We start from the raw sequence: 24,680 nt of genomic DNA on the forward strand, positions 1-24,680 counted from the left end.
CTCACCAGCCTGCGCCTCACTCGTCAACCCACCGCGTCGCGCTCACAGACCTACGTCGCGAATGGCCGCGACCAGCCGATCCACCTCGGTGGCGGGTCGCACCGCGACGCGCAGGAAACCCGTTTCCAGCCCCGGGAACGTATCACCGCGGCGCACCGCGATTCCCTTGTCCGCGAGCTTCTTTCGCAACAATTCCGCATCCGGTACCCGGAGCAGCAGGAAAGGCCCGTGCGCGGGCTCGTGCACCTCGACCCCGAGTTCCCGCAGCCGCGGAATCATGGCGGCCCGATCGGCCGCGACGGTCCCGGCCCGGCGTTGCGCCTCGGCCACCGCGGCCGGTTCGCTCACCGCCGCGATGGCTTCCAGCTGCAGGGTGCCCATCGGCCAGTGCGGACGTCCGCGATTCAGCCGTGCCAGCACCGGCGGCGCACCGAGCACATAGCCGCAGCGCAGCCCGGCCAGCGCCCAGGTCTTGGTGAGGCTCCGGAACACGAGCACATCCGGATAGCTCTCTCCGGCAAGAGATTCCGGCTCCCCGGGCACCGCGTCGGCGAACGCCTCGTCCACCACCACGATGCGGCCCGGCCGCCGCAGCGCGCGGATACTGTCCGCCGGATGCAGCACCGAGGTCGGATTGGTGGGATTGCCCACCACCACCAGATCCGCGTCCTCCGGCACCGCGGCGCCGTCGAGGGTGTACGGCGAGGGCAACAGCACCCACGCGACCGGAACCCCCGCGTCCCGCAACGCCAACTCCGGTTCGGTGAACGACGGATGGATCACCGCCGCCAGGCGCGACCCCAGCCGCGGCAACATGGCGAACCCTTCGGCCACCCCGGCCAGCAGCAGCACCTCGTCGATCGCCCGCCCGTGCCGAGCGGCCACCGCCGCACGCGCCGCACGCTCGTCGGCCTCGCCCGGATACCGCCCGAGCTCCCCCAGCCGGCCCGCCAGCCGCTCACGCAACCATTCCGGCGGCGCACTCCCCTGGACGTTCACCGCGAAATCGACCATGCCCGGCCGCGCATCCACGTCCCCGTGGTGCCGCAGCCTGGCATGGTCGAAATCGGGAAACTCCGTGTCGTCCGGCACAGCCGTCCACCCTACGTGGCCGCCTCCCATGGCCACCGGCCAGAATGGCTGTCGTGGGCGAGCTGCATGTGACCTTCATCTGCACCGGCAATATCTGCCGGTCCCCGATGGCCGAGAAGATTTTCGCCGCGCACCTGGAACGCGCGGGGCTGGCGGATCGGGTGCGGGTGAGCAGTGCCGGGACCGGTGGCTGGCATGTGGGAGACGAGGCCGATTACCGGACCGATCGGGAGCTGCAGGCGCACGGGTATCCGACCGGGCATCGGGCGGCGGTGATCGGGCCGGATCATCGGGCGGCCGATCTGCTGGTGGCGCTCGACACCGGGCACGAGCGCGAGCTGGCCCGGCTGGGGGTGCCGTCGGATCGGCGGCGGCTGCTGCGGAGTTTCGACCCGGACGCGGGCGGGCGATCGGTGCCGGATCCGTACTACGGCGATCAGGCCGATTTCGCGCTGGTGCGCGAGCAGATCGAGGCGGCCGTGCCGGGGCTGCTGGACTGGGTGCGCGAACAGCTGGGGGAGGTCGCATGAGCTCGGCAACCTCGCTGCTGCGGCGATTCACCTTCCTGCTGCGGCCCAGCTGGCTGATTCTCGCGGTGGTGGTCGCCGGTTTCGCCTACCTGTGCTTCACCGTGCTGGCCCCCTGGCAGCTGGGCAAGAACACCCGCACCTCCGAACGCAACGACCGCATCGCGAATTCGGTGCACGCCGACCCCGTGGACATCACCACCATGCTGTCGGGCAGCGGCAAGAACACCGAGTGGCGGCGGGTCACCGCGAACGGCGTCTACGTTCCGGATTCGACCGTGCTGGTGCGGCTACGTCATCTCGACGGCCAGCCCGCCTACACGGCGCTGGCCGCTTTCCGCCTCGACGACGGCCGCACCCTGCTGGTGGACCGCGGCCAGGTGGCGGCTGCCCAGGGCGGCACCCGTCCGCCGGTCGTCACCGCCCCGCCCACCGGCACCCAGCAGGTGGCGGCCCGCATCCGCGCCTCCGAGGGCGTGATCGAGAAGAAGCCCCCGACCACCGAAGACGGCTACCGCCAGGTCTATACGACCGACACCCAGCAGGAAGCCACGGTTCTCGGCATCCCCCTGACCCCCATCCCCACCGACGGCCTGGGCGGCTACCTCCAGCTCGAGTCCGGCCAGCCCGGCGCCTTCACCCCCGACCCGCTCCCCCAGCTGGACTCGGGCCCCTACCTCTCCTACGGCCTGCAGTGGCTGGCCTTCGGCGTCATGGCTCCCCTCGGCCTCGGCTACTTCGTCTGGGCCGAGATCCGCGCCCGCCGCCGCGAAAAGCTCGAAGCCGCAGCCCAACCGGCCACCACCGGCCAGCCCGCTACCCCTGACATGACGATCGACACCCCTGATTCGACCGGTGCGGCTACACCCGAATCGACCACTGCCGCACGCGCGACGAAACCCAACGACCCGGCCCCCAAGCCGAAACCCGCCACGAACGAAGCCCGCCTCGCCGACCGCTACGGCGGCACCCGCCGCTGAGCCTGACGGACCCCGACCACCTCACGGCCGGCGCACTGCACTCGGCCTCGCGATCGGGTGCGGGCGGCGCGTACCGATGCCCTGTACCCGGGTGTGCCCCGGGGCCTGGCGGCGTGCTCGGCTAACCTCGCCGGGTGCGTATGGGGACTGCTGCGGCGGCCGGGCTGCTGCTCGGGTTCGGGTTGGACCGGGCGCTGGGGGATCCGCGGCGCGGGCATCCGGTAGCCGGATTCGGTTCGGCCGCAATGAAGGTGGAGCGGCTCACCTATCGCGACAGCCGCGTGGCGGGGGTTGTGCACGAGATCGTGCTGGTCGGTGCGGTTTCGGGGCTGGGGATCGGATTGCGGCGGGCGGTGGCGGGACAGGTGCTCGGCGAGGCGCTGCTCACGGCTGCCGCGACCTGGACGGTGCTGGGCGGGACGAGCTTGGCACGGACCGGGCGGGAGATGGCGGATCGGCTCGAATCCGGCGATATCGACGGGGCGCGGGCACTGCTGCCGTCGCTGTGCGGGCGGGATCCCGAGGTGCTCGACGCGGACGGTCTGGCCCGGGCGGCGCTCGAATCCATTGCGGAGAACACCTCCGATGCGACTGTGGCGCCGCTGTTCTGGGGTGCGGTGGCGGGTGTTCCCGGCTTGCTCGCCTATCGGGCGATCAACACTCTCGACGCCATGGTCGGCTACCGGAACGACCGCTATCGCAACTTCGGCTGGGCGGCGGCGCGCACGGACGATGTCGCGAATCTCGCGCCCGCCCGCGTCAGCGGTCTCATCACCACCGCGCTGGCTGCGGTCGTCGGCGGCCGCCCCGCCGATGCGTGGCGGGCGTGGCGGCGCGATGCGGCCAAGCATCCGAGTCCGAATGCCGGTGTGGCGGAGGCGTCCATGGCGGGCGCGCTGGGCGTGACGCTCGGCGGCCGCACCCAATATCGGCACGGCACCGAGCTGCGGCCGACGCTCGGTGACGGTCCGGTCCCCCGGGTGCGTGATCTGCGCCGGGCGGTGCGGCTCTCGGAAGCGGTGCAGGTGGCCACCGTGCTCGCCGCCGCGACCACCGCCTACCTGCGGCGACGCTGAGCCGGGCAGGCGAATTCACGAACCGTTCGGTCGCCTTCGCTAGATTTCCCGGAAGGAATGTCACAGTCCGCCGACCTGTTTCGTCGATGCTGTGGACGGTTCGCCCACCGGGGCGGGCGTGAGTGAAGGGCGAGGGTGCGATGAGTGACGGACGGCCGGACGGGCCCGATCAGGCCGAGCTGGCGCGACGGTTCGAGGAGCATCGGGGCTATCTGCGGCGGGTCGCGTACAGCACGCTCGGCAGTCTCAGCGATGCCGACGATGTGGTGCAGGAGGCGTGGCTGCGGCTGGTGCGCTACTACGAGACCAGCCCCGAGGGCGCGGATATCGAAAACCTGCGCGCCTGGCTGACCACCGTCACCGGCCGACTGGCCCTCGACCACCTGGGTTCGGCGCGGTCCCGGCGCGAACAGTATGTGGGCGAATGGCTTCCGGAGCCGGAGATCACCACCTGGGACGATCCGGCCGACCGCATCTCGCAGGACGAGCGCGTCACCACCGCCCTGCTGGTGGTGCTGGAATCCCTCTCCCCCGCCGAGCGCACCGCGTTCGTCCTGCAGGACGTCTTCGGCATGTCCGGCCCCGAGGTCGCCGACGTGGTCGGCCGCACCCCCGCCGCCGTGCGCCAATTGGCCTCGCGCGCCCGCAAACACGTGGAGGACGGCACACCCCGATTCCCCGCAAGTGCGGACGAGCACGAGAAGGTGGTCTCGGCGTTCGCGCTGGCCTGGCGTTCCGGTGATCTGAGCGCCCTGCTCGGCGTGCTGGATTCCAATGTCACCTTCACCTCCGACGGCGGCGGCAAGGTGCAGGCCTTCCTGCACCCCATGCACGGCGCGGAGAAGGTCGCCAAGACGCTGCTCGGCTTCCTGGACTTCGCATCGAAGGTCGGTGGCGCGTGGGGGCGTTCGGTACTGGTCAACGGCCGCCCGGGCCTGGTGGTGTTCGACGGCAAGTACACCGGCGTCTTTGCGTTCACCATCGACGACGGCCGGATCACCAAGATCGACGTGGTCCGCAACCCGGACAAGCTGCACGGCATCCCGGCCGATGGCGCGGAGCCCGACTGGCCGCTGGGCGACACCGGCGGAGACAGCGACGCCTGAATCACGGAAGCCGCCGGCCCGCAACCGGATTCATCCGGCGGCGGGCCCGTCTTCCTCGATCAGGACGCGAGCCGCGTCACCGGCCGGAGCCCGTGCGCGGCGGCCACCTCCGGCGAGTAGAGCCGGCCGGCGTCCGCCGTGAGCCCCTGGGCCAGGCCGGGATCGGCGGCGCAGGCGCCGGACCAGCCCATATCCGCGATGGCGCCGACATACGGCAGGGTGACATTGGTGAGCGCCACGGTGGAGGTGTGCGGGACCGCGCCCGGCATATTGGCCACGCAGTAGAACAGCGAATCCGCCACCCGGAACGTCGGTTTCGCGTGTGTGGTGGGATGCGAGCTCTGGAAGCACCCGCCCTGGTCGATGGCGATATCGACCAGCACCGAGCCCGGGCGCATGTGCGCGACCAGGGTGTCGGGCACCAGTTTCGGAGCCCGCGCGCCCGGCACCAGGACCGAGCCGATCACCAGGTCCGCCGCCAGCACCGCCTTCTCGACCTCGGCGGCGTTGGAGCCGATCGTGGTGACGCGCCCGCCGAATCGGACGTCGAGTTCCCGCAGTCGCGCGATATTCGTGTCCAGCACGGTGACTCGTGCCCCCATGCCGACGGCGACGGCCGCCGCATTGCCGCCGGCCACCCCGCCCCCGAGGACCGTCACGTCCGCCGGCAGCACCCCCGGCACTCCGCCGAGCAGCAGGCCGGCTCCGCCCTGCGGCGACATGAGGTGATAGGCCCCGACCTGACTGGCCAGCTTGCCCGCCACCTCGCTCATGGGCGCGAGCAGCGGCAGCGACCCGTCGGCGGCCCGGACGGTCTCGTAGGCGATGGCGGTGATGCCGGAACGCAGGATCGCGTCCGTGCACTCCCGTGAGGCGGCGAGGTGCAGGAAGGTGAACAGCACCTGCCCCTCCCGCATGCGCGAATAGTCCTCGGCGATGGGCTCTTTCACCTTGAGCAGCAGCTCCGCAGCGCCCCAGACCTCGTCCGGTCCCGGCAGGATCCGCGCGCCCACCGCGACGTAGTCGGCGTCGGCGAACCCGGACCCCACCCCCGCCCCGGCCTCGACCAGCGCCTCGTGCCCGTGCCGCACCAGTTCTCCGGCGCCGGCCGGGGTGAGGGCGACACGATATTCCTGCTCCTTTACCTCCCGCGGTACCCCGATTCTCATACCGCCATCGTTCACCCGCGGGGGCCGCGCCGCCATGAGCGCCACGGCCCGATTTCGCCATCGGCAATCAGTTGGCAATTCTCGGCCGCGGGCTGGCGCCCGCTGGCGATCAGGACGCACGGCCGGGCGGGAAGCGGCCCCTACCACCTCGATTCGAGTCGGGACGGATAGCCGATCAGGAGGCGATCGCGGCGACGGCCAAGATCTCACCGGGGGTCGGGATGCGCAGCCGGTCCGCGCGGCCGGCGACGGTGAAGCGGTGGGTCAGGTAGTCGAGGTGCTCGGAGAAGTGCGCCCAGCCCTCGGCGTGGACCGGCACGATCACCGCGTCACCCAGCGCCTCCGAGGCGTGGACCGCAGTGCGGCCGTTGAGGGTGAGGTCGTGGTCGCCGAAGCGGTCGGTATTGGCCGCGCCCACATTGAGTACGGCGATATCGATGCGCCCGAAGCGTTCTGCGATCCGCCGCACATGGTCGACCGAGGCGTTGTCCCCGGAGACGTAGACGGTCGGCAGCTTGTCGGCCTGCAGCACGAACCCGGTCACCACTCCGGTGAACGGCTCGCAACCCTCGGGTCCGTGCAGTGCGGGCACCGCGGTGACGGTGACCGCGCCAATCTGCACCGACTCCCACTCCGCCAGTCCCCGAACGCCTTCCATACGTCCGGCGGCGTCCGGCGTGGACAGCACCGTCTCGACCCCCGCCACGAATTCCCGTCCGGACCGGTCGAGATTGTCCGCGTGCTGATCGTGCGAGAGCAGCACCACATCGACCCGCCCGATCTCGGCGGCGGGCACGGCCGGCCCACTCAGCTTGTAGAGCGTGACCCCACCCGGGTACTCGCCCGGCTCGTCGAAGGTCGGATCGGTCAGCCAGACCAGGTCGCCGTAGCCGAATCGCACTGTGGGGCCGCCGATGTGGAGGAGCTCGAGGGTGGAGGTGGCCGCTGCGGTGTCGATCGTGTTCGTCATGCCGACAAGTCTCGTCGCGGACCGTGGGTCGCGACAGTGGCCCGAAGGCCGCGCCTCGATAAGATCGGGCCATGACTGCTGGATCCGGCGAAGCCGACGCCGCCGACTCCGACGCCGTGCACACGGTGGCCATCGTGGTGTACGACGGGATCAGCCCGTTCCATCTGGCGGTGCCGACCCTGGTGTTCGGCCGCATCGGCGCGGGCGGTCCCGCCGGCAGCCCCTACCGCGTGGTGGTGTGCGCCGAACGCCCCGGAATCATTGCCACCCCAGCGGGTTTCGATATCGTCGTCGCCCATGGCCTGGAGGCGACCGCGATCGCCGACACCCTGGTCATCCCCAGCTGGGAGCGCGATCTCCCACTGCCCGAACCCATCCGGGACGCCCTGCACCGAGCCCACGCCCGCGGCGCCCGCATTGTCGGCCTGTGCCTGGGCGCGTGGGCGGTGGCGGCGAGCGGCCTGGCCGACGGACGGGAGATCACGACGCACTGGTCGGCGGCGGTCGAGCTGGCCCGCGCGTATCCGGCGATCCGGGTGCGCGCGGACACCCTGTGGTCCGACGACGGCGACCTCATCACCTCTGCCGGCACCGCCGCGGCCCTCGACTGCTGTCTGCACCTGGTGCGCACCGACCACGGCAGCCGGGTCGCCGCCGAGCTGGCCCGCCGGCTGGTGCTGGCCCCGCACCGCAGCGGCTCACAGGCCCAGTACATCCCGGTCGCCGTGCCCGAGGCAGCCGACCAGGACCCGATCGAGCACGCGATGGTCTGGGCCAGAACACATCTCGATCAGCCGGTGGATCTGAACGGCTGGGCCCGGACCGCTCTCATGTCGCGGCGCACGTTCACCCGCCGCTTCCGTGATCGCACCGGCACCAGCCCGCAGCAGTGGCTGCTGCAGCAGCGGGTGGACCATGCCCGGCTGCTGCTGGAATCCACCGACGACACCATGGACCGCATTGCCGCCGATTCCGGGCTGGGCACCGGCGTCAATCTCCGCCATCACTTCCACCGTCTGCTCGGCACTACGCCCGCCGCTCATCGAGCCCTCTTCCGCCGAGCTTGACCGAGCTCGGCGAGTTCGGCCGGGATCACGGGGTTCTCGGTACACCGGATCGAAGGAAGTTCGCCGCCGCGGCTCCCCCCGGCGGCCCGGCGCCCGGCGGGGGCTAAGTTCGGGGCTATGAGGATTCAGCTGGGTGAGCACGTGCCGCAGATCGACGAGAGCGCGTGGGTCGCGCCGAACGCCACCGTGGCCGGGCGGGTGCGGCTGGAAGCCGAAGTGAGCGTCTGGTATTCGGCGGTGCTGCGCGGCGACATGGATCAGATCACCGTCGGGGCGCGCAGCAATATTCAGGACGGTTGTGTGCTGCACGCCGATCCGGGCTTCCCGTGCACGGTGGGCGAGGGAGTCTCGGTGGGGCACAACGCGATTCTGCACGGCTGCACGGTCGGCGACGACGTGCTGATCGGCATGGGCGCGACGGTGCTGAACGGCGCGGTCATCGGGGCGGGCAGCCTGATCGCGGCCAACGCGCTGGTTCCGGAGGGCGCCCGGATTCCGCCGGGCTCGCTGGTGGCGGGGGTGCCGGGCAAGGTGCGCCGGGAGCTGAACGAGGCCGAGCGTGATCACATTCGCCTGAATGCGACCGCCTACCTGCACAACACGACGGTGCACCGCCAGGGTCAAGAGGCGTGACTGAAGGGGGCGTGTGAGAATCCCCACACTGAACAAGTGACCATAAAGGCCGCTGTTAGCATCGTGCGAAGCGTTCCCGGCGGCCCGGGCTGTGCCGCCGCTAGCCGGGTGCGCGCTCGGGGCTAGCAGGAGGTTTCAACGGTGTCGTACGAGCACGACGGTATGCACCGACGGCGTATCAGCGTAGCCGATATCGCCGCGCAGCCAGGGGGAATCGAGGCGCTCGTGCGCCGAGTGCACGAACTGCGTTCCAACGGCATCGATTTCGCCGCCAATGCGATAGAGAGCGAAATGGCCGCGCTCGACGTCCGCTGATCGGGCGCGGCGTTCACTGATCGGACGGGGTTGCGACCGAAATCCTCCGGCGATGCGATAATGCGGCTCGACCTGTGCGCCACTGCGCGCCTTGGCCGTTCACCGCAATGTCGCGGTCGCCAACCGATCGACTGGAGACTCGATGCCGTCCGTGCCCACCATCCTGCAACGCATCCTGGAGAAGCCGCGGGCCGAAGGCGAACAGCTTTTGGAGAGCGCGCTGTCGGCATTCCTCGACTTCGGGATCAAGCGAACCAGCATGGGGGAGATCGCGCGTCGCGCCGGCATCAGCCCGGCCACGCTGTACCGGCGCTTCGAATCCAAGAACGATCTGGTGGCCGCGGTGGGCGTGCGCGAGGCACAGCTGTTCATCGCCGAGATCGACAAGCGGGTGCAGGAGGCCACGGCCACCGGCGAATCCGGTGACGATCAGCTGGTCGAGGTCTTCGTCGCCTTCATCACCCAGCTGGCGAGCAACAAACTGCTGCAACGGCTGCTCCGCACCGAGCCCGACACCATCCTGCCGCGCCTGACCACAGAGGCCGGGCCCATTCTCGCCCTGGGACGCACCTACCTGGCCGAGAAGCTGCGTGTGCTGCAGGCTTTCGCCGACGTGCCCGCCTTCGATGCCGACCTGGTCGCGGAAGTGCTTGCCCGCCTGGGCCAGTCGCTGGTGCTTACCCCGGACGGCCTGATCCCGCTGACCGACGAGACGGCCGCGCGGGAGTTCGCCCGCCGCACAGTGCTGCCCATGATCGGCGTGCAGCCGGCCTGAGCGGCCCCGGAAACTCACTCGGACGATTCGGCCATTTCCGGCAGACTGGCGATCATGCAGTACCGCACCGCCCTTCGCTCCGCCCGCGCCCGGGTGGCCGCCTGGTTCCCGGCCCGCCGCGTCGTGAAGCTCGGTGGCGCACTGGTGGCGCTGACCCTGGTCGTGCTCATCGGCTCGGATCTGTGGTTGCGCCTGGCCAATCGGAAGTACGAGTACAGCGCCGACACCGCGCCGCCGGCCGATGTGGCCATCGTGTTCGGCGCGGAGGTCAAGCCCGACGGCTCGCCGTCCGCGTATCTGGCCGCCCGCTTGGAGCTGGGCCGCAGACTGCTGGCGGCGGGCAAGGTGAAGGCCCTGCTGCTCACCGGCGACAACGGCCGCCCGACCTATGACGAGCCGACGGCCATGCGCGCCTGGCTGATCACGCACGGCGTCCCCGCCGCCAAGATCGCCCTGGACTACGCGGGTTTCAGCACCTACGAGTCCTGTGTGCGCGCCCACGACATCTTCGGCGTCGCCTCGGCCATCGCGGTCACCCAGGACTTCAGCCTGCCGCGCACCATCGCCCTGTGCCGCGCCGCCGGTATCGAGACCACCGCGGTCGGCGACGACACCCAGGTGCACGGCGATGTCTACCGGAAGAACTGGCTGCGCGATCAATTGGCCGACACCAAGGCCATCTACTCCATCCTCGTCCACCCCGAGCCCACCTTCCGTGGCAAGCAGGAGACCTCGGTCCGCGATGCCATGGCGGCCGATCCGCACCAGTAGCTCGGATACGGCGAACCCCCCGCCCCGTACCCGGGTCAGGGGGTTCCGGCGGCCGTATCCGGTCGGCCGCCCGCTACCGTGTGACCGAATATCCGTGCGTGCCTAGATATTCCCGGCGAACGCGGCCGCACTACCCGCCGCACCCGCGGCGACCGCGCTGCCCGAGATGAGACCGACGGCGGCAAGGATCAGAGCGATCATTTCATGACCTTTCAACTGCGTACTTCGAAGACGCATGGAAAGTTACTGCCGCTCAACACCCCTGGACGAGATCCGAACCCGAACTCTGGGCGGACTCCATGACGATACCCAGCACCCTCACAGTTCACTATCCGGTTGCGGTGTGATATGCCGGGCGCGAACCGAAGCACGGCGATCCGACCACTCGATACCGACGAGTCGTTATCCCAAATCAACTGGTACACAAGGAAACTCACGAATTCCAAATCGGCCATGGCCGCCCTGCGACCGGCGTAGCATCGACCGTATTCGGGATTGGCAAAGGCCTTCCAACCCTGAATGATTCGCGAATTCCCTGGACCGCTGCACGGCGACATCTCACGTCGGCCGAATTCTCCACTCAGGGAGGTCCATCGCACGCTGCCTCGAAAGTTGTTCGGAATAACGAGGATCGAAGGGATTTGTCATGTCGCAAGCTCACCCGGGTCAACTGCGTCTTTTGGCCCCGAACCAGGAATCCGATGCTCTCGCGGTCGTCGACGACCTGCTCACCGGCAATGCCGCCGGAGTGCCCGAATACCTCGCCGAGGACATCGCGGCCGTGCGCAGCCGGTGCGGTATCCGCCAGGTGCAGATTCCCGGCGCGGGCGGCGTCGAGCTCGACGCGCTCATCGCCTGGCCGCGCGCGGAGGGGCCGCACCCGCTCATCGTCCTGCCGGCGGGCCTCGACAAGACCGGCTGGAAGATGTACTCCGGCGCGGTCATCCGACTGCTCCTGCGTGGGTACGCCGTGGTCGCCTACACCGAACGCGGGCTGCCCGGATCCGGGGGCGAGCTGACCGTCGCCGGTCCCGAGGACGTGGCCGACGGATACGAGGTGATCGAGTGGGCACTGAAGCATGAAGAGCTGCACGCCGATCGGGAGAAGGTCGGGATGGCGGGCATCTCCTACGGCTCGGGCATCAGCCAGATGGTCGCCAATGCCCACCCGGCGGTCAAGGCCGTTGTCGCGCTGAGCACCTGGGCGGATCTGGGTAAGGCCCTCTACGACAACGGAACCCGGCACATCATGGCCGCCGAAGCCCTCGCCGGCATCAGCGACCGTCCCAGCGAGGATTTGCAGAAGGTACTCGAATCCTTCCGGGCCAATACGGATATCGACAAGGTGCTCGACTACGCGCGGCCCCGCTCCCCCGCCAAGGCCGACCAGATCCGCCCGGTGCCAACATTTTTCACCAGCTTCTGGCACGAGACCATCTTCCCGCAGAATCAGCTGATCGATTACTTCGACCGTTTCCCCGGGCCGAAGCGACTGGATCTGGCGATCGGCGACCATGGCGCGGTGGAGATTCCCGGCTTGTTGCTGGGCGTCTACACCCGAACCACCGAGGCGGCCTACGACTGGTTCGACCACTATCTGCTCGGCGTCGACAACGGCATCGACAGCGACGGGGTCGTGCACACCGAGACCATGTACAGCTTCACGATGACCTCGTCGAACGACCTGTCCGCGTGGTCGAATCCCGTGCGTCGCTACCACCTCGCCGCGCCGTCCGGCGCGTCCCCCGACGGCACCCTGGTCACGGATCGGCCGGCGAGCATGAGCCAGAGCTTCCAGGCCGGAACCGAGCAGGTCCAGGCGGCCACCGAATTGGTCATGGACGGCTTCCGCGAACGCCTGCTGATGCCCAACCGACAGCCGCTGGCCGACGTGGACCGCACGCGGGCGGCGGTCTGGCACACGCGGGTCTTCCTCCGGCCCCGCCACATCGCGGGCATCCCCGAGATCGCGCTGACCGTCACCCCGTCCAGCACGTCGGCCACGCTGATCACGTATCTGTTCGACTACAACCCGGTGACCGGGGCGCTGCGGATCATCACCCATGCCGCGGCGACCATCACCAACCGTGGCCCGGAGCAGACCGGGACCATACGGGTCCCCCTGCAGGCCACCGATTATCGGGTCCCCGGCGGCCATCGGGTCGTGCTGATCGTCGACACCAACGACCACTTCTACGGTGACGAGACCGAACCCGGGAGCGTCATCACCGTGTCCAGCGATCACGGGCCCTGCTACATCGATCTTCCGATGGTGCCCTGACCGGACCGACTCGCGGCCGTTGCACGAAGCGGAGTTCGTGCCGATTCGGCACGAACTCCGCTCGTAAAACTTCTTGTCCTACCGGAAATTACGCGGGGACTTCGCTGCGGTCGCCGCTCCACAGGGTGTGGTACTTGCCTTCGGCGTCGATGCGCTCGTAGGTGTGGGCGCCGAAGAAGTCGCGCTGGCCCTGGGTCAGGGCGGCCGGGAGACGCTCGGCGCGCAGCGCGTCGTAGTACGACAGCGAGGAGGCGAACGCCGGGACCGGGATGCCGAGCTGGGTGGCGGTCACGACGACGCGACGCCAGCTGTCGACGGCGTTCTCGATGGCCTCGCGGAAGTACGGGGCGAGGATCAGGCTCGGCAGGGCCGGGTCCGCTTCGTACGCCTCCTTGATGCGGTTGAGGAAGCGGGCGCGGATGATGCAGCCGCCGCGCCAGATGGTGGCCAGGTCGCCGGGGTGCAGGTCCCAGTTGTATTCGGCGGAGCCGGCGGCGATCTGGTCGAAGCCCTGGGCGTAGGCGACGATCTTGGAGGCGTAGAGGGCCTGGCGGATGTCCTCGGTGAATTGGGTGACGTCCGTGGGCTTTTCGCCGAGGGCGCCGGAGGCGAGGCCCTTGGCGGCGGCGCGCTGGGTGCGGGAGCCGGACAGGGCGCGAGCGAAGACGGCCTCGGCGATACCCGTCACCGGGATGCCCAGATCGAGGGCGGACTTGACGGTCCAGCGGCCGGTGCCCTTCTGCTCGGCGGCGTCCACGATCACGTCGACGAGCGGCTTGCCGGTCTTGGCGTCGACCTGCTCGAGGACCTCGGCGGTGATCTCGACCAGGTAGCTCTCCAGCTCGCCGGAGTTCCACTGGGTGAACACGTCCGCGATCTGCTTGGCGTGCAAGCCCAGCGCGTCGCGGAACAGGTTGTAGGCCTCGCCGATGAGCTGCATGTCGGCGTACTCGATGCCGTTGTGCACCATCTTCACGAAGTGGCCGGACCCGTCGGGGCCGATGTGGGTGCAGCAGGGGGTGCCGTCGACCTGCGCCGCAATGGATTCCAGCAGCGGACCCAGCGACTCGTAGGACTCCTTCGGGCCGCCCGGCATGATGGCGGGGCCGTTGAGCGCGCCCTCCTCGCCGCCGGAGATGCCCGCACCGACGAAGTTCAGGCCGCGCGCCTTCATGGCCGCCTCGCGGCGGATGGTGTCGGTGTAGAGGGCGTTGCCGCCGTCGATGATGATGTCGCCGGGCTCCATGGCCGCGGCCAACTCCTCGATCACGGCGTCGGTGGCGTCACCGGCCTTCACCATGATGAGCACGCGGCGCGGCTTCTCCAGCGCGGCCACGAAGTCCTCGATGGTCTCGGTGCGCACGAAATCACCCTCGCCGCCGTGCGCCTCGAGCAGCGCGTCGGTCTTACCGATACTGCGGTTGTGCAGCGCCACGGTGTACCCGTGCCGTGCGAAGTTGCGGGCGATATTGCTACCCATGACCGCCAGGCCGGTCACGCCGATCTGAGCGCGCGCTTCCGAGGTCGCCATGAAACAGCCTCTCCGTTCGAAGATGTGATGACCGCACGAAGTCTCCTCGGCGGCGGCATCGACGGATGCGCTCCACGACGCCATACCTTTTCTACCCGGTCGGCCTCCGCCGCACCGAGGGACCCCGGCCACGCACCCGGGCTCAGCCCGCCAGGCGGCCGGTGACAGGCGGGATCGCGGCCGCCTCGGGTTCGCTGCGGGAGGTCCAGCCGAGCCGCTCGCCCAGAACCCGCGCACAGCAGCGGATGGAGCGCACGGCCTCGGTCTCACCGGTCGCGCGCCACAGCAGCGACCACGGATAGTAGGCGGGCTCGGCGATCGCGATCCAGCGCAGGCCCGGCAGCGGGGCACAGGACCGGGGCACGCACACCAGCGCATGACCGTCGCGGACCAGCCGGCCCGCGCCCAACACACTGTGCACCGTGCCGGGGTAGGGCTTGGCCGCGAACCCCGCTGTGCGGCACAGCTCCCGGATGTACTCGTTGTATTCCGGCGCGCGGGATTCGTCGGCGAACACCAGGGTCTCCCCCGCCAGTTCGGCGAGCGGCACCGCGTGCCGGTTCGCCCAGGCATGCTCCGCGGCGACCAGCACACCCAGCCGATCCAACCGGATGACCTCCGACGCCACCCCGGCCGGCAGCTGTGTCGCGCGCCCGATGCCGACATCGAGCCGCCCCTGGGCCAGCAACCGGCACTGCTCGGGCACCCCGGCCTCGACCTGATGCACCTCGACCAGGTTCGGGTGATGATGCCGGACCGCGGCCAGCACCACCGGCATGGTGTCGAAACTGGCGTCCCCCTGCGCAACCCGCAGGACGGCGTCGGTCCCCGTCATGGTGCGCGCCGCGGCCGCGGCCCGGTCGACGTGGCTGAGGATCAGCCGGGCCTCGCCCAGCAGCAGCGTGCCCGCGGCGGTGAGGCGCACGTAGTGGGTGCTGCGTTCCACCAGCGGGACCCGTAGTTCGCGTTCCAGCCGCTGAATCTGCTGACTCAACGCCGACTGGACGATGTGTTCGCGCGCCGCGGCGCGCCCGAAGTGCAGTTCCTCCGACAGCGTCACGAAGTAACGCAGTTGCCGCAACTCCACGACCGACCCCCTCGCGCCGTTCGACACCGGTGGTCGATGACCGGTTGCCGTCGGCAGTTTCTCCTTCTCGTGCATATCGAATATCGCGCGAACGGCCGTCCGGGTAACGAGTGGTGGGCTACCCGAATTTCGGGGGCATACCCCGATCAGTTCGAGTGGAGATGCTTTCGGAGCCGGGGCACTGCGGTTCGACGCCATGAAACAGCAACTCGCCGACGAATCCGTGCCGCCCCGGCCCGCAATTCCTGGGGCATCACTCGGGGCCGGAACGAATGCGGCACCCTGCCCTACGCGTACCTGCTCCCGGTCGATGCGTCCGACTTCTGGACCATCCGTACCGTCGCCAGCGGACCGTCACGGGCTACGGGACCGAAACCCTTTGTCCGCCAAGCGGGATGCCCACGGCAGCGACCGCCCGAAAACCGATGGTCGCTACCGCGTGCGCACCGATACAGTGCCGGAATGACACGTTTGAATCAGATTGTCGCCGTCGAGAAAGGGATCAAGTCCCGGACCTTCTCCGACCTCACCGAGGCCCATCACAAACTGGCCAAGAACCCGCTGCTGAGCGGTATTTCGCGCACCTACCGCCCCAAGGACGAGGAGGGCGAGCAGCTGCCGCCCGAGTCGACGCGCGTCCAGGTGAGATCCGAGGAGGTCCTGCAGACCACGGCGGAGATCCTGACCAAACTGTTCGACGTGGTGGCCACCAAGGACTGGGCGAACTGCACCGCCACGGCCGATGTGGTGGTGGACGGCCGGACTCTGATTCAGGGCGCGCCCATCACCTACCTGCTGTTCCTGGAGAAGCAGCTGGTGGACCTGCACACCTTCGTGCGCAAACTGCCGGTGCTGGATGCCGCGGAGTCGTGGGAATACGATGCCGCCGCGGACTGCTACGCCACCGAGCCGGTACAGACGGTGCGTACCAAGAAGATTCCGCGCAACCACGTGAAAGCCGAAGCGACGGAGAAGCATCCGGCGCAGGTCGAGGTGTATCACGAGGATGTGGTGGTCGGCTACTGGCGGACCATCAGGTTCTCGGGGGCACTGCCCGCCAAGCGCGTCAACGAACTCACCGAGCGCGTCGAAAAGCTCCAGCACGCAGTCAAGTTCGCGCGTGAGGAGGCCAACAATGCCGAGATCACCCAGCGCAAGCTGGGCGATGAGATCTTCGGATATTTGTTTGGCTGATCCCCGCGGCGCGGTCTACAGTCGGCAGTGCGCAAGGAGCGCAAGCTGAAACCGAAGTTCCCTGTGACGGGTACAGCGGCCCAGTGGAGGTTCGAATCCTCCTCCCGCCATCCACGGCGGGATAGCCCAATTGGCAGAGGCACCGCGCCCTCAAACTCACACTATCGCTCCAGTTTCAGCATTCGCCGCCGAACGCCGAATCGAGGGAACGGATTGTCAGCGTGAAGGTTGCGGGTTCAACTCCCGCCGGCTCAGCCACCAATGGGCCGTAGCTCAATCGCAGAGCGTCACGTTAACTTCAGACTCAACCCGTTCTTAAACGTGTCGGCGTGCCGCAAATGGGCGGACACCGAGACCCCGGGGCAGGCTAGGCCCCGGGGTTTCCCGTCCCGCAGATCGGCGCCGGAGATTCCGGTGGTGATCCTCCGGCCGGCCGGATAGTCGCCGCGCCGCCTCGGACGGGTAGCGCGACCATCGCGACGATGTGGCCCGGATAGAGCGCGGTATTCAGCAGGCCGGCCTGCACCCGGAAATTCCGCAGCGCGCCGGTGCTCCGATCGCGCAGCCGCATAGTGCGCACGGGCGGCGCGAATCCCACGTCGCCCTCGGTCCAGAATCGTCGGAAGTCGGGAAAGGCGCCGAGCTCCCGCATAATCCCGGCGAATCCGCCGGGATCCGTGGCCGACCCCACGGTCCCGCGCAGCCAGCCGACCGACTGCCGGACATCGGATTCCCAATCGGCCATCACCTCCCGGGCCACGGGATCGGCGAACATCCACCGATAGAGATTTCCGCCCTCGCGCAATCCGGGAAAAGCCTGCGCCCAATCTTCGTTCCCGGCCAGCACATTTCCGCGGGTGTCGTACAGCACGGCCAGGTTCGGCCGATGCATCGCGAGCACCCGCAGGGCGTCGGCGTCGATCGACTTCCGTAACTCCGCGACCGTCGGATGGCCGCCGATCTCCAGTCCCGCCAGATCGTGCAGATAACGAAGCTCCGTGGCCGACAACGGATTCCACAACTCCAGGCACCGCACCAGCGCGTCGACCACCGCCCGGGTCGGCTTCGCCTTCCCGCCCTTCTCCAGCTGCGTGATATAGCTGGCGCTCACTCCGGCCGCGAATGCGAGGCGTTCCCGGGAAACGGCCCGATCGTCGCGCAACCGGCGCAGTAGTTCGCCGAACGAGGGAAGCGCGACCGCCCGCCTCTCGTCGAGATTTCCTATACGGACCGTCATTGCCGCCCGGCTCCCTTTCCGCCGCCCGCCGTATCGTCGGCCAACCCTCCGAGATCGCGGTCGGGCAACTCCCAGGACGGAATGCTGCCACAATTTCCACCATCGTGTCCTGAACAACACCGGCAATTCGCTGATAGCGAGGTCGAATCGGCAAACCCGCGGCATTTCGAGACCGACGGGTCACAGCGACAGCATTCCGATACCAGTGACACCGGTTTACGCAATTCGAGTAATTGTCGACATCGAACTCGATACGGCGCAATAGAATTCGGGCGGAGCAACGTCGGACCGGGTTCCGTGACAGCAAGTCCGGGATATCCGATCTGTCCGGTTACCGGCGTTTCCCGCGCGATCAGCGGCAGGACCAACCGGTTCCTTTGGTAAGTTGCACCGAGCACGACCCTGAGGTGGAGAAATCGTCCGAACGATTCGAACAATGGGGTGTGGACCTTGTCCTTTCGAACACTGCGAACCTTCCGGGTGGCCGGCGGCGCCCTCACGGCCGTCGTGGCGGCCGCGGCCGGAATGCTCACGGCCACTGGCGCGCCCAGCGCGCAGGCCGCGCCCGACGACTGCCCGAGCTTCAATGTCATAGCCGTCCCCGGCACCTGGGAGACCTCCATCGAAGACCCGAAGCAGGGCATGCTCGCGCAGGTCACCCGCGGGCTGCCCGGCAGGGTGCGCACCGACTACGTCAGCTATCCCGCCACCGCCTTCCCCTGGGACGGCGAGGTTTACGGCAGCTCCAAACGGGACGCCGTGAATGCCGCACGGGACCTGGTCGCCGGGACGGCGGCGCGCTGCGCCGCAACGCGTTTCGCGCTCATCGGCTACAGCCAGGGCGCCGACGCCGCGGGCGACCTGGCCGCGGAGATCGGCGCCGGGCTGGGGGTGGTCCCGCCCGATCGAGTGGCCGCGGTCGGGCTGATCTCCGACCCCCGCCGCTCCCCCACCGATGCGCTGATCGGCCCGCAGGTCCCCGGCACCGGCGCGGGCGGGCCCCGCGCGGGCGGCTTCGGCTGGCTCAGCCCGAAGGTCCGCACCTTCTGCGCCGAGGGCGACCTCTACTGCTCGGTCCCCAACGACGATCTGGCCGGGCGCTCGGCCGGCCTGCTCACCCAGCTGACATCGCAGGATCCACGCCAGATCCCGAGTTACACCCTGACCCTGCAATCCATTCTGAACGAGGCCGTCTGGCAGGGCGGCGCCGCCATCCTGGCCGCCCCGGCCGACAACCCCGCGAGCGAGCAATGGCTCCGCCAGGTCCAGGACTTCCTGGCCTCCGGCGTCCACCAGTCCTACCCGCACTACGTCGTCGATGCCGACGGCACCACCGCCACCACCTGGCTCCGCAACTGGCTCGCCGACACCGCCGACCAGAACCCCTGACGACACGAAACCCGCACGGGCCGCGTCACCCTGACCTAGCGGGGTGCCGCGGCCCACACCGACTGCCCGAGCGCGTCGGACAACCACTGCTGGGCGCCCCCTGTCGTCACGGTCCCCATAACCTCCTCGGTCAGCCGCCAATACCGGCGGATCCCCGCATCGGAATCCCTCGCACCGAAGAGCAATCGCCTGCGGAACCGGACCGTATCGCGTTCCCCGCGCGCGGCGGCATGAGCATCGACGAACCGATCCAGCTCGGGACCGGGCCGCGGCGGCTGATCCGCCACCATCGAACGCCCAACGGATTCACAGGCATCCGCGACCCCCTCCAGCAGCACCCGCCGATGCCGAATGTCCCGCCCCTCCGAGCGCCACACCTGTCGCGAAACCGCCACCCGCAGATCGGGATCCGCCACCGCGCTCACCAGCTCCGCGCAGGCCACGAGATAGCGCGGCTCTCGGTCCACGGCCAGGTCCGGCACATTCATGGCAATGAACTCATCGAACGTCGCCATCGGCAGCGGCTCGAGAATCCCCCGCCAGAACCCCACCAGCGAATCGTAGGCCCGCTGCCGATCCCGCACCGCCGCAGGCACTTCCAAGCGCCCCGCCCGCTCCCCGTCCGGCGCACCCTCGACAGCGACCAACGCGGCCCGCCGCCAGTTCAATTCCGCCAGTTCGGCATCCACTGCGGGCCGCTCGGCGGCAATCGCCTCCACCATGCTCCGCGACCCGCCCAGCACCTCGGCACGCTCCCAGCCCGACCCCCAGCCCGCGCAACCGTCGCACCGGCACCAACCGCTCGACCGCGGTGCCGGCCTCGAACATCCGATGCCCACCCGAACTCCGCCGCGACTCCAGAACCCCTGCATCGCAGTAGAACCGGATGGTGCGCACCGGCACCCCGGCCAGCCGCGACAACTCCCCGATGCCTATCAACGGGCCATCACGTGTGTCATGGGTCACATTGGCTTGAACCTCCACCCGGGTGGAGTTCCTACGGTACTGGAACAGACGTCGGGAGAAGGAGCAGGTCATGACCACCATGACGACAGACCGGATCTGGCAGGCCGTTGCCACCGAGCGAACCACGACACCCTGGCCAGCCATCGCCTGATCGCGACGGACGTCGATTGGGACGCGGGCAGGGGGCGGGTGGTCGAGGGTGCGATCGGGGCGTTGCTGCTGTTCGTCACCTGGCGGGGAAACGGCGGGCGAACGATGAGTTCTCCGTTCACGACTACGACTCTTAGCCCTACCTCCACAAATTTCCGGAACAAGTTCATTTCAAAACAGCCCGACCGGCCCCCGTCTCGGGGTACCTTCCTGCCCGTGTCCGTCAGCGGACCGGAAGGAATTGAAAGACAGTGTTCATTGGGCAAATCGGGTCGACCGCGATCCTTGCGGCCGACTCGGCCGACTCCTCCGGCGTCTCCGCCGGCACCCTGCTGATCCCGGCGGCCGGCGTGGTCCTGCTGGTGGTGGGCCTCGTCCTGCGCAATCGGTCGAAGCGGCCCGCGGCCGACGCGGCCGCTTCGGCCGGGCTGCCCAAACACACCGGCACCGTCGTCGCCGTCGCGGGCGTACTGATCCTGGCCCTCGGCATCCTCGCCACCGTCACCAAGGGCACCAGCACGACCGCCACCCACGATCCCGAACTCGCCGTGGGCAACTGTGTGACCGCCACCGACTACCGCGGCGCCCAGATCGGCAAGATCCACGCCACCCCGTGCGACGACCACACTGCCGTCTACGAGCTGGCCGCCTCGGTCACCAACGGCGCCACCTGCCCGGACGGCAAACTCCGCGACGCGGGCTACTTCGTGCTGACCGATGGCAACCACTCGCTGTGCTTCGCGCCCAATGTCAAGGTGGGCGACTGCTATTCGATGCAGGCCGACGTCAACCAGATCACCCCGGTCGACTGCGCCAGCAAGGCCGGGCCCGGCGTCACGGTCCAGATCGGCGGCCGCTTCGACGGCAGCACCGACCCCAACCAGTGCCCCATCCCCGCCGGGGCGACGGTCACGCCGCAACCCGCTCGGGTGGTGTGCTGGCAGCCGGTCAAATCGAGCTAGACCCGACATGTGAACGGGGCCCGGCAGAGTGACCGCCGGGCCCCGTTCACATCATGTACCGGGAATTACACGGCCGCGGCCACAGCCGGCACGCCCTCGGCGAGGTCCTGCTCTCCCAGCCGCGGATACGTCGGATACTCGATGCCCGAGATGTACTGCACCGTCCGCACGACCTGGCACGAATAGCCGAATTCGTTGTCGTACCAGAGGTAGAGGATCGCGGTGTCACCGTCCACGATGGCGGCATTGGCATCCACGATCGACGCCGCCCGCGAGCCGATGAAGTCACTCGACACCACATCGGTGGCCGCGGTGAAATCGAGATTGCGGCTCAGCGGACCCGACAGCGACACCTGCCGCAGGTACTCGAGCACCTCGGTCCTGCTGGTCTCCCGCTTCAGCTGCAGATTCAGGATCGCCACCGAAACATCCGGCGTGGGAACACGAATCGAGCTGCCGGTGATCTTGGCCTGGAAGTCCGGCATGGCCTTCTTCACCGCCGACTGCGCGCCGGTCTCGGTCAGCACCAGGTTGAACGGCGCGGAGCGGCCACGGCGATCGGACTTGTGGAAGTTGTCCAGCAGGTTCTGGTCATTGGTGAACGAGTGCACCGTCTCCACGTGCCCGCGCACGATGCCGAACTCGTCGTCCATCGCCTTCAGCGGCGGCACGATCGCGTTCGTGGTGCAGGAGGCGCACGAGAAGATCTGCTGCGACAGGTCCTGGTCGCGGTGATTGACGCCGTGCACGATGTTCGGCACATCGCCCTTGCCGGGCGCGGTCAGCACGACCTTCGCGATACCGGGACGCAGGTGCTGCTCGAGGCCCGCGCGGTCACGCCACTTGCCGGTGTTGTCGATCAGGATCGCGTCGTTGATCCCGTACTCGGTGTAGTCGATCTGCGCCGGGGAGTCGCTGTAGATGAACCGGATCACGTTGCCGTTGGCGATGATCGTGTTGTTCTCGGCATCGACCTTGATGGTGCCGTTGAACTGCCCGTGCACCGAGTCCCGCCGCAGCAGCGACGCGCGCTTGACCAGGTCTTCCTCGCCGCCCTTGCGCACCACCACGGCCCGCAGGTTCAGCCCGTTCCCGGAGCCGACCTTCTCGATGAGCAACCGGGCCACCAGGCGGCCGATCCGGCCGAAGCCGTACAGCACCACGTCCCGAGGGCCCTGCGCCTCGGCCTTGTTCCCGTCGAGCACCTCCGCCAGCACCGTCGCCGTGAACTCGGGAATCGACAGCCCGCGGTCGTCGGAGCGGTAGGCGTGGACCAGGCGGCCGAGGTCGATCTTGCTCGGTCCCAGATCCAGCTCGCTGAGCACCTCGAGGAAGGGCAGCGTCTCGTCGATCGACAGTTCCTCGCCCTCGATCTGCCGCGCGAACCGGTGCGTCCGCAGGATGCTGATCACCGATTTGTTCACCAGCGACCGGCTGTGCAGGAGGATCGTCACCCCCTTGTCGCGATACAGCCTGCCGATAATCGGAATCATCGCCTCCGCGGCAGCCTCGTGAGCGTTCCAGCGGTCAAGATGGTCGGTAGTCAACACAAGTCCTCGGGGTTGCCTCGATGCGTACGTGCACCGATGCTATCCAGCCCCGCGGTATCACAAACCTCGGCTACCCGCATGTGAGATCCAGGTCGCGCCGGGTCGGTCCCGCCAGAACCGAACCGGAGGCGGTCGCCGCGCGAACGCCGCGACGACGACCGCCCGATTCGCCGCTGCGCCGGGCGCCTCAGAGCTGTGCGGAGAGGCTGCTGAGCACCCCGCCCGCGTAGCCGCCGCCGAAGGCGCTGCCGAGCGCAGCCGCCGCACTACCGACATCGACCGACCCGGCTCCGACGGCATTGCCCAGATCGGCGGCCGAGCCCGGTGTGATGTCGACATCCGTCAGCGGAAGCCCGTCCGCCGCGGCCGTGCCGATGCCCGCTCCGAACAGAGCGCAGGCCATCGCGCTCACAAGAATGGTTCGTTTCATAAGCTGTTCCTCTTATCCATGTGCCGAAGCAGGTGCAGTCGTCCCCTGCTCCGCGCGCCAGAGCATATGAAATATCGGCAATTCAGATGAGCGTTTTGGACCGTTTGGTATGCCGACCTCGCCGGACGCCCGATCGGCCCGCGCGGATAACCCTGATTTGCGAATAGATCGCCGAGGCGCGCGCCCTGCGATTCCGAGTCGTGAACACCGTGGTTCCGGCGGTACGCCCCTGACGCGGAGTCGTTGCGCTCGCCGAATACCCATAGCCGCCAGCCCTTTTTGGGAAGCCGATCACATTCGCGTTGTGCCCCGCGAGCCGCCGACGATGGTGGTGTGACAGCAGACGCTTGGAAAGGCGGATAGACATGGCAGGTCGGCATCGTGCGGTGAGCAAACCCAGCAGATTGCTGCGCGGACTCCCGGTAGCCGTGGTCATCCCCGCCGCGGTCGGCGTTGCCGGTGCGGGCTCGGCCGCGGCCGAGCCCGCCGCCCCTCGGGTCACCGAGCCCACCGCGATGGTGAACACTGCTGCGCACGCCGCAAGCGACAGCCCGGTCGCCGAGCCTATCGCGCTCGCCGCGGCCACCCAGCCGTCCGCGCCGGTTGGCTTCGTCCCCGACGCCGCCGCCTCCGCCCCGGTCGATCTCCTCGAACCCGTTGCGCCCCAGCTCATTCCGTCCGCAGCCCCGATCGCCACCGCGGCTCCGATCGCGAGCCCCATCGAGAACGGCACCTACATCGGTCAGACGGCGGGCCAGATCCTCGGTGGCATCTCCGGCGCGCTCCTCGGCGGCACCGCGGGCGGCGCCCTCGCCACCGCCCTCACCGCCGGCGCGGCCCTGCCCATCGGTGCGATCGGCGGCGGCATCGTCGGCGGTGTGGCGGGCACCTACATCGGCTACTACGCGGGCTCTTTCATCGGATCCTGGGTGGCCGAGCAGGCCCCGCAACTGATCCCGAACGTCCTCCCCTGACCCGGATCTCCATACCCGCCACCACTTCTCCGCGCGCCGTGTGTTCCAGCGCGCCGAAGAGGACGTCCCGCACCAGCGGGGTGGGCGTCCCGGAGACGGCGAGCGTTTCCTCGGCTTCGGCCTGCAGCAGATCGTAGAAGTCCTTGGTGGCGGCGGTGAGCAGCCCCATCGACGAGTTCCGTCAGAATCGCGCGGGCATGCTCTCATTGGTCGAGCAGATGCGCGCCCTCGAGGATCGCGCCCGGGCCGCGTCGGAGACGTCGGCGGGCCGCAGTCTTGATCTGGAGCAGTCTTGATCTGGACTCGATGATCAGTGGCCCCCAGGCCCATATCCGATCTTGTATGGTGGCCAACCGAGGCACACACCGACTCGGGGGAATTATCTTGGAACACAAGGGTTTACGACGGCATATTCTGGCCGTCGCCGCCGCATCGATGGCGGCCACAG

The 24,680-nt window shown here is 68.7% G+C and carries 24 protein-coding genes and 1 pseudogene; 15 read left to right on the plus strand and 10 right to left on the minus strand.

Annotated features, from left to right (window positions below):
• Window positions 1–42: 42 nt before the first annotated feature.
• On the minus strand, window positions 43–1,092 hold the full coding sequence (cobC, locus tag ACIRRA_RS12635; protein WP_402766720.1) for an Rv2231c family pyridoxal phosphate-dependent protein CobC: 1,050 nt from the start codon (window positions 1,090–1,092) through the stop codon (window positions 43–45).
• A gap of 44 nt (window positions 1,093–1,136) precedes the next feature.
• Here cobC and ACIRRA_RS12640 point away from each other — a divergent pair, with 44 nt between their 5' ends.
• From ACIRRA_RS12640 to sigJ, 4 genes are all read left to right on the plus strand, one after another.
• Entirely contained in the window at window positions 1,137–1,622 is a 486-nt protein-coding gene (locus ACIRRA_RS12640; protein WP_402766722.1) for a low molecular weight protein-tyrosine-phosphatase, read from the plus strand.
• Between the two features lie 17 nt (window positions 1,623–1,639).
• Window positions 1,640–2,599 carry an SURF1 family protein gene (locus ACIRRA_RS12645; RefSeq protein WP_402767167.1) on the plus strand — a complete coding sequence of 320 codons (960 nt, stop codon included), beginning with the start codon at window positions 1,640–1,642 and terminating at the stop codon, window positions 2,597–2,599.
• Between the two features lie 140 nt (window positions 2,600–2,739).
• Window positions 2,740–3,675, plus strand: coding sequence for a cobalamin biosynthesis protein (locus ACIRRA_RS12650; RefSeq protein WP_402767169.1), 936 nt, complete (start codon window positions 2,740–2,742; stop codon window positions 3,673–3,675).
• A 140-nt stretch (window positions 3,676–3,815) separates the two neighbouring features.
• Window positions 3,816–4,781, plus strand: a complete 966-nt coding sequence (gene sigJ / locus ACIRRA_RS12655) for an RNA polymerase sigma factor SigJ (RefSeq protein WP_402766724.1) — start codon at window positions 3,816–3,818, stop codon at window positions 4,779–4,781.
• 59 nt (window positions 4,782–4,840) lie between these two features.
• Here the strand turns inward: sigJ and ald are convergent, their stop codons facing one another.
• Together ald and ACIRRA_RS12665 are read right to left on the minus strand one after the other, a co-directional pair.
• Window positions 4,841–5,950, minus strand: a complete 1,110-nt coding sequence (ald, locus tag ACIRRA_RS12660; RefSeq protein ID WP_402766726.1) for an alanine dehydrogenase — start codon at window positions 5,948–5,950, stop codon at window positions 4,841–4,843.
• A 175-nt stretch (window positions 5,951–6,125) separates the two neighbouring features.
• Entirely contained in the window at window positions 6,126–6,920 is a 795-nt protein-coding gene (locus ACIRRA_RS12665; protein ID WP_402766728.1) for an MBL fold metallo-hydrolase, read from the minus strand.
• Between the two features lie 71 nt (window positions 6,921–6,991).
• On the opposite strand from ACIRRA_RS12665, the gene ACIRRA_RS12670 reads away from it, so the two are divergent.
• The 6 genes from ACIRRA_RS12670 to ACIRRA_RS12695 all read left to right on the plus strand — a co-directional run bounded on the left by ACIRRA_RS12670 (window position 6,992) and on the right by ACIRRA_RS12695 (window position 12,762).
• Window positions 6,992–7,987 carry a GlxA family transcriptional regulator gene (locus tag ACIRRA_RS12670; RefSeq protein ID WP_402766729.1) on the plus strand — a complete coding sequence of 332 codons (996 nt, stop codon included), beginning with the start codon at window positions 6,992–6,994 and terminating at the stop codon, window positions 7,985–7,987.
• A 117-nt stretch (window positions 7,988–8,104) separates the two neighbouring features.
• On the plus strand, window positions 8,105–8,620 hold the full coding sequence (locus ACIRRA_RS12675) for a gamma carbonic anhydrase family protein (protein ID WP_402766731.1): 516 nt from the start codon (window positions 8,105–8,107) through the stop codon (window positions 8,618–8,620).
• Between the two features lie 141 nt (window positions 8,621–8,761).
• Window positions 8,762–8,935, plus strand: a complete 174-nt coding sequence (locus ACIRRA_RS12680; RefSeq protein ID WP_357011428.1) for a hypothetical protein — start codon at window positions 8,762–8,764, stop codon at window positions 8,933–8,935.
• 142 nt (window positions 8,936–9,077) lie between these two features.
• Entirely contained in the window at window positions 9,078–9,710 is a 633-nt protein-coding gene (locus ACIRRA_RS12685) for a TetR/AcrR family transcriptional regulator (RefSeq protein WP_402766733.1), read from the plus strand.
• A 54-nt stretch (window positions 9,711–9,764) separates the two neighbouring features.
• Complete coding sequence (locus tag ACIRRA_RS12690) at window positions 9,765–10,481, plus strand: vancomycin high temperature exclusion protein (protein WP_402766735.1); 717 nt, start codon at window positions 9,765–9,767, stop codon at window positions 10,479–10,481.
• Between the two features lie 646 nt (window positions 10,482–11,127).
• The gene (locus tag ACIRRA_RS12695; RefSeq protein ID WP_402766737.1) at window positions 11,128–12,762 is read left to right on the plus strand and encodes a CocE/NonD family hydrolase; all 1,635 of its coding nucleotides are present in this window, start codon (window positions 11,128–11,130) and stop codon (window positions 12,760–12,762) included.
• An 88-nt stretch (window positions 12,763–12,850) separates the two neighbouring features.
• On the opposite strand, the gene gndA is transcribed toward ACIRRA_RS12695, so the two are convergent.
• Both gndA and ACIRRA_RS12705 read right to left on the minus strand, forming a co-directional pair.
• Window positions 12,851–14,293 carry an NADP-dependent phosphogluconate dehydrogenase gene (gene gndA / locus ACIRRA_RS12700; protein WP_402766739.1) on the minus strand — a complete coding sequence of 481 codons (1,443 nt, stop codon included), beginning with the start codon at window positions 14,291–14,293 and terminating at the stop codon, window positions 12,851–12,853.
• Between the two features lie 142 nt (window positions 14,294–14,435).
• Entirely contained in the window at window positions 14,436–15,380 is a 945-nt protein-coding gene (locus tag ACIRRA_RS12705) for a LysR substrate-binding domain-containing protein (RefSeq protein WP_402766741.1), read from the minus strand.
• A gap of 462 nt (window positions 15,381–15,842) precedes the next feature.
• Here ACIRRA_RS12705 and ACIRRA_RS12710 point away from each other — a divergent pair, with 462 nt between their 5' ends.
• Entirely contained in the window at window positions 15,843–16,574 is a 732-nt protein-coding gene (locus tag ACIRRA_RS12710; protein WP_402766743.1) for a hypothetical protein, read from the plus strand.
• A 367-nt stretch (window positions 16,575–16,941) separates the two neighbouring features.
• On the opposite strand, the gene ACIRRA_RS12715 is transcribed toward ACIRRA_RS12710, so the two are convergent.
• Window positions 16,942–17,811, minus strand: coding sequence for a helix-turn-helix domain-containing protein (locus ACIRRA_RS12715; protein ID WP_402766744.1), 870 nt, complete (start codon window positions 17,809–17,811; stop codon window positions 16,942–16,944).
• A gap of 450 nt (window positions 17,812–18,261) precedes the next feature.
• On the opposite strand from ACIRRA_RS12715, the gene ACIRRA_RS12720 reads away from it, so the two are divergent.
• Window positions 18,262–19,200 carry a cutinase family protein gene (locus ACIRRA_RS12720; RefSeq protein WP_402766746.1) on the plus strand — a complete coding sequence of 313 codons (939 nt, stop codon included), beginning with the start codon at window positions 18,262–18,264 and terminating at the stop codon, window positions 19,198–19,200.
• Window positions 19,201–19,235: 35 nt separating this feature from the next.
• On the opposite strand, the gene ACIRRA_RS12725 is transcribed toward ACIRRA_RS12720, so the two are convergent.
• Window positions 19,236–19,922 (minus strand): hypothetical protein, encoded by a 687-nt coding sequence (locus ACIRRA_RS12725; RefSeq protein WP_402767186.1) that lies wholly within the window; start codon window positions 19,920–19,922, stop codon window positions 19,236–19,238.
• A gap of 34 nt (window positions 19,923–19,956) precedes the next feature.
• A pseudogene (locus ACIRRA_RS12730) lies at window positions 19,957–20,310 on the minus strand (MerR family transcriptional regulator); the annotation flags it as partial.
• Window positions 20,311–20,567: 257 nt separating this feature from the next.
• On the opposite strand from ACIRRA_RS12730, the gene ACIRRA_RS12735 reads away from it, so the two are divergent.
• Entirely contained in the window at window positions 20,568–21,278 is a 711-nt protein-coding gene (locus tag ACIRRA_RS12735; RefSeq protein WP_402766747.1) for a hypothetical protein, read from the plus strand.
• A 65-nt stretch (window positions 21,279–21,343) separates the two neighbouring features.
• Here ACIRRA_RS12735 and ACIRRA_RS12740 read toward each other — a convergent pair whose 3' ends face one another.
• Both ACIRRA_RS12740 and ACIRRA_RS12745 read right to left on the minus strand, forming a co-directional pair.
• A complete protein-coding gene (locus tag ACIRRA_RS12740) occupies window positions 21,344–22,825 on the minus strand; it encodes a glyceraldehyde-3-phosphate dehydrogenase (protein ID WP_402766748.1) in 1,482 nt (493 codons plus the stop codon).
• Between the two features lie 190 nt (window positions 22,826–23,015).
• Window positions 23,016–23,258 (minus strand): hypothetical protein, encoded by a 243-nt coding sequence (locus ACIRRA_RS12745; RefSeq protein ID WP_402766750.1) that lies wholly within the window; start codon window positions 23,256–23,258, stop codon window positions 23,016–23,018.
• 365 nt (window positions 23,259–23,623) lie between these two features.
• Here ACIRRA_RS12745 and ACIRRA_RS12750 point away from each other — a divergent pair, with 365 nt between their 5' ends.
• On the plus strand, window positions 23,624–24,232 hold the full coding sequence (locus ACIRRA_RS12750) for a hypothetical protein (protein WP_402766752.1): 609 nt from the start codon (window positions 23,624–23,626) through the stop codon (window positions 24,230–24,232).
• A gap of 155 nt (window positions 24,233–24,387) precedes the next feature.
• A complete protein-coding gene (locus tag ACIRRA_RS12755; protein WP_402766754.1) occupies window positions 24,388–24,528 on the plus strand; it encodes a hypothetical protein in 141 nt (46 codons plus the stop codon).
• Window positions 24,529–24,680: the final 152 nt, after the last annotated feature.

Source organism: Nocardia sp. NPDC101769 (genome assembly GCF_044766925.1).
Taxonomy (GTDB): Bacteria; Actinomycetota; Actinomycetes; order Mycobacteriales; family Mycobacteriaceae; genus Nocardia.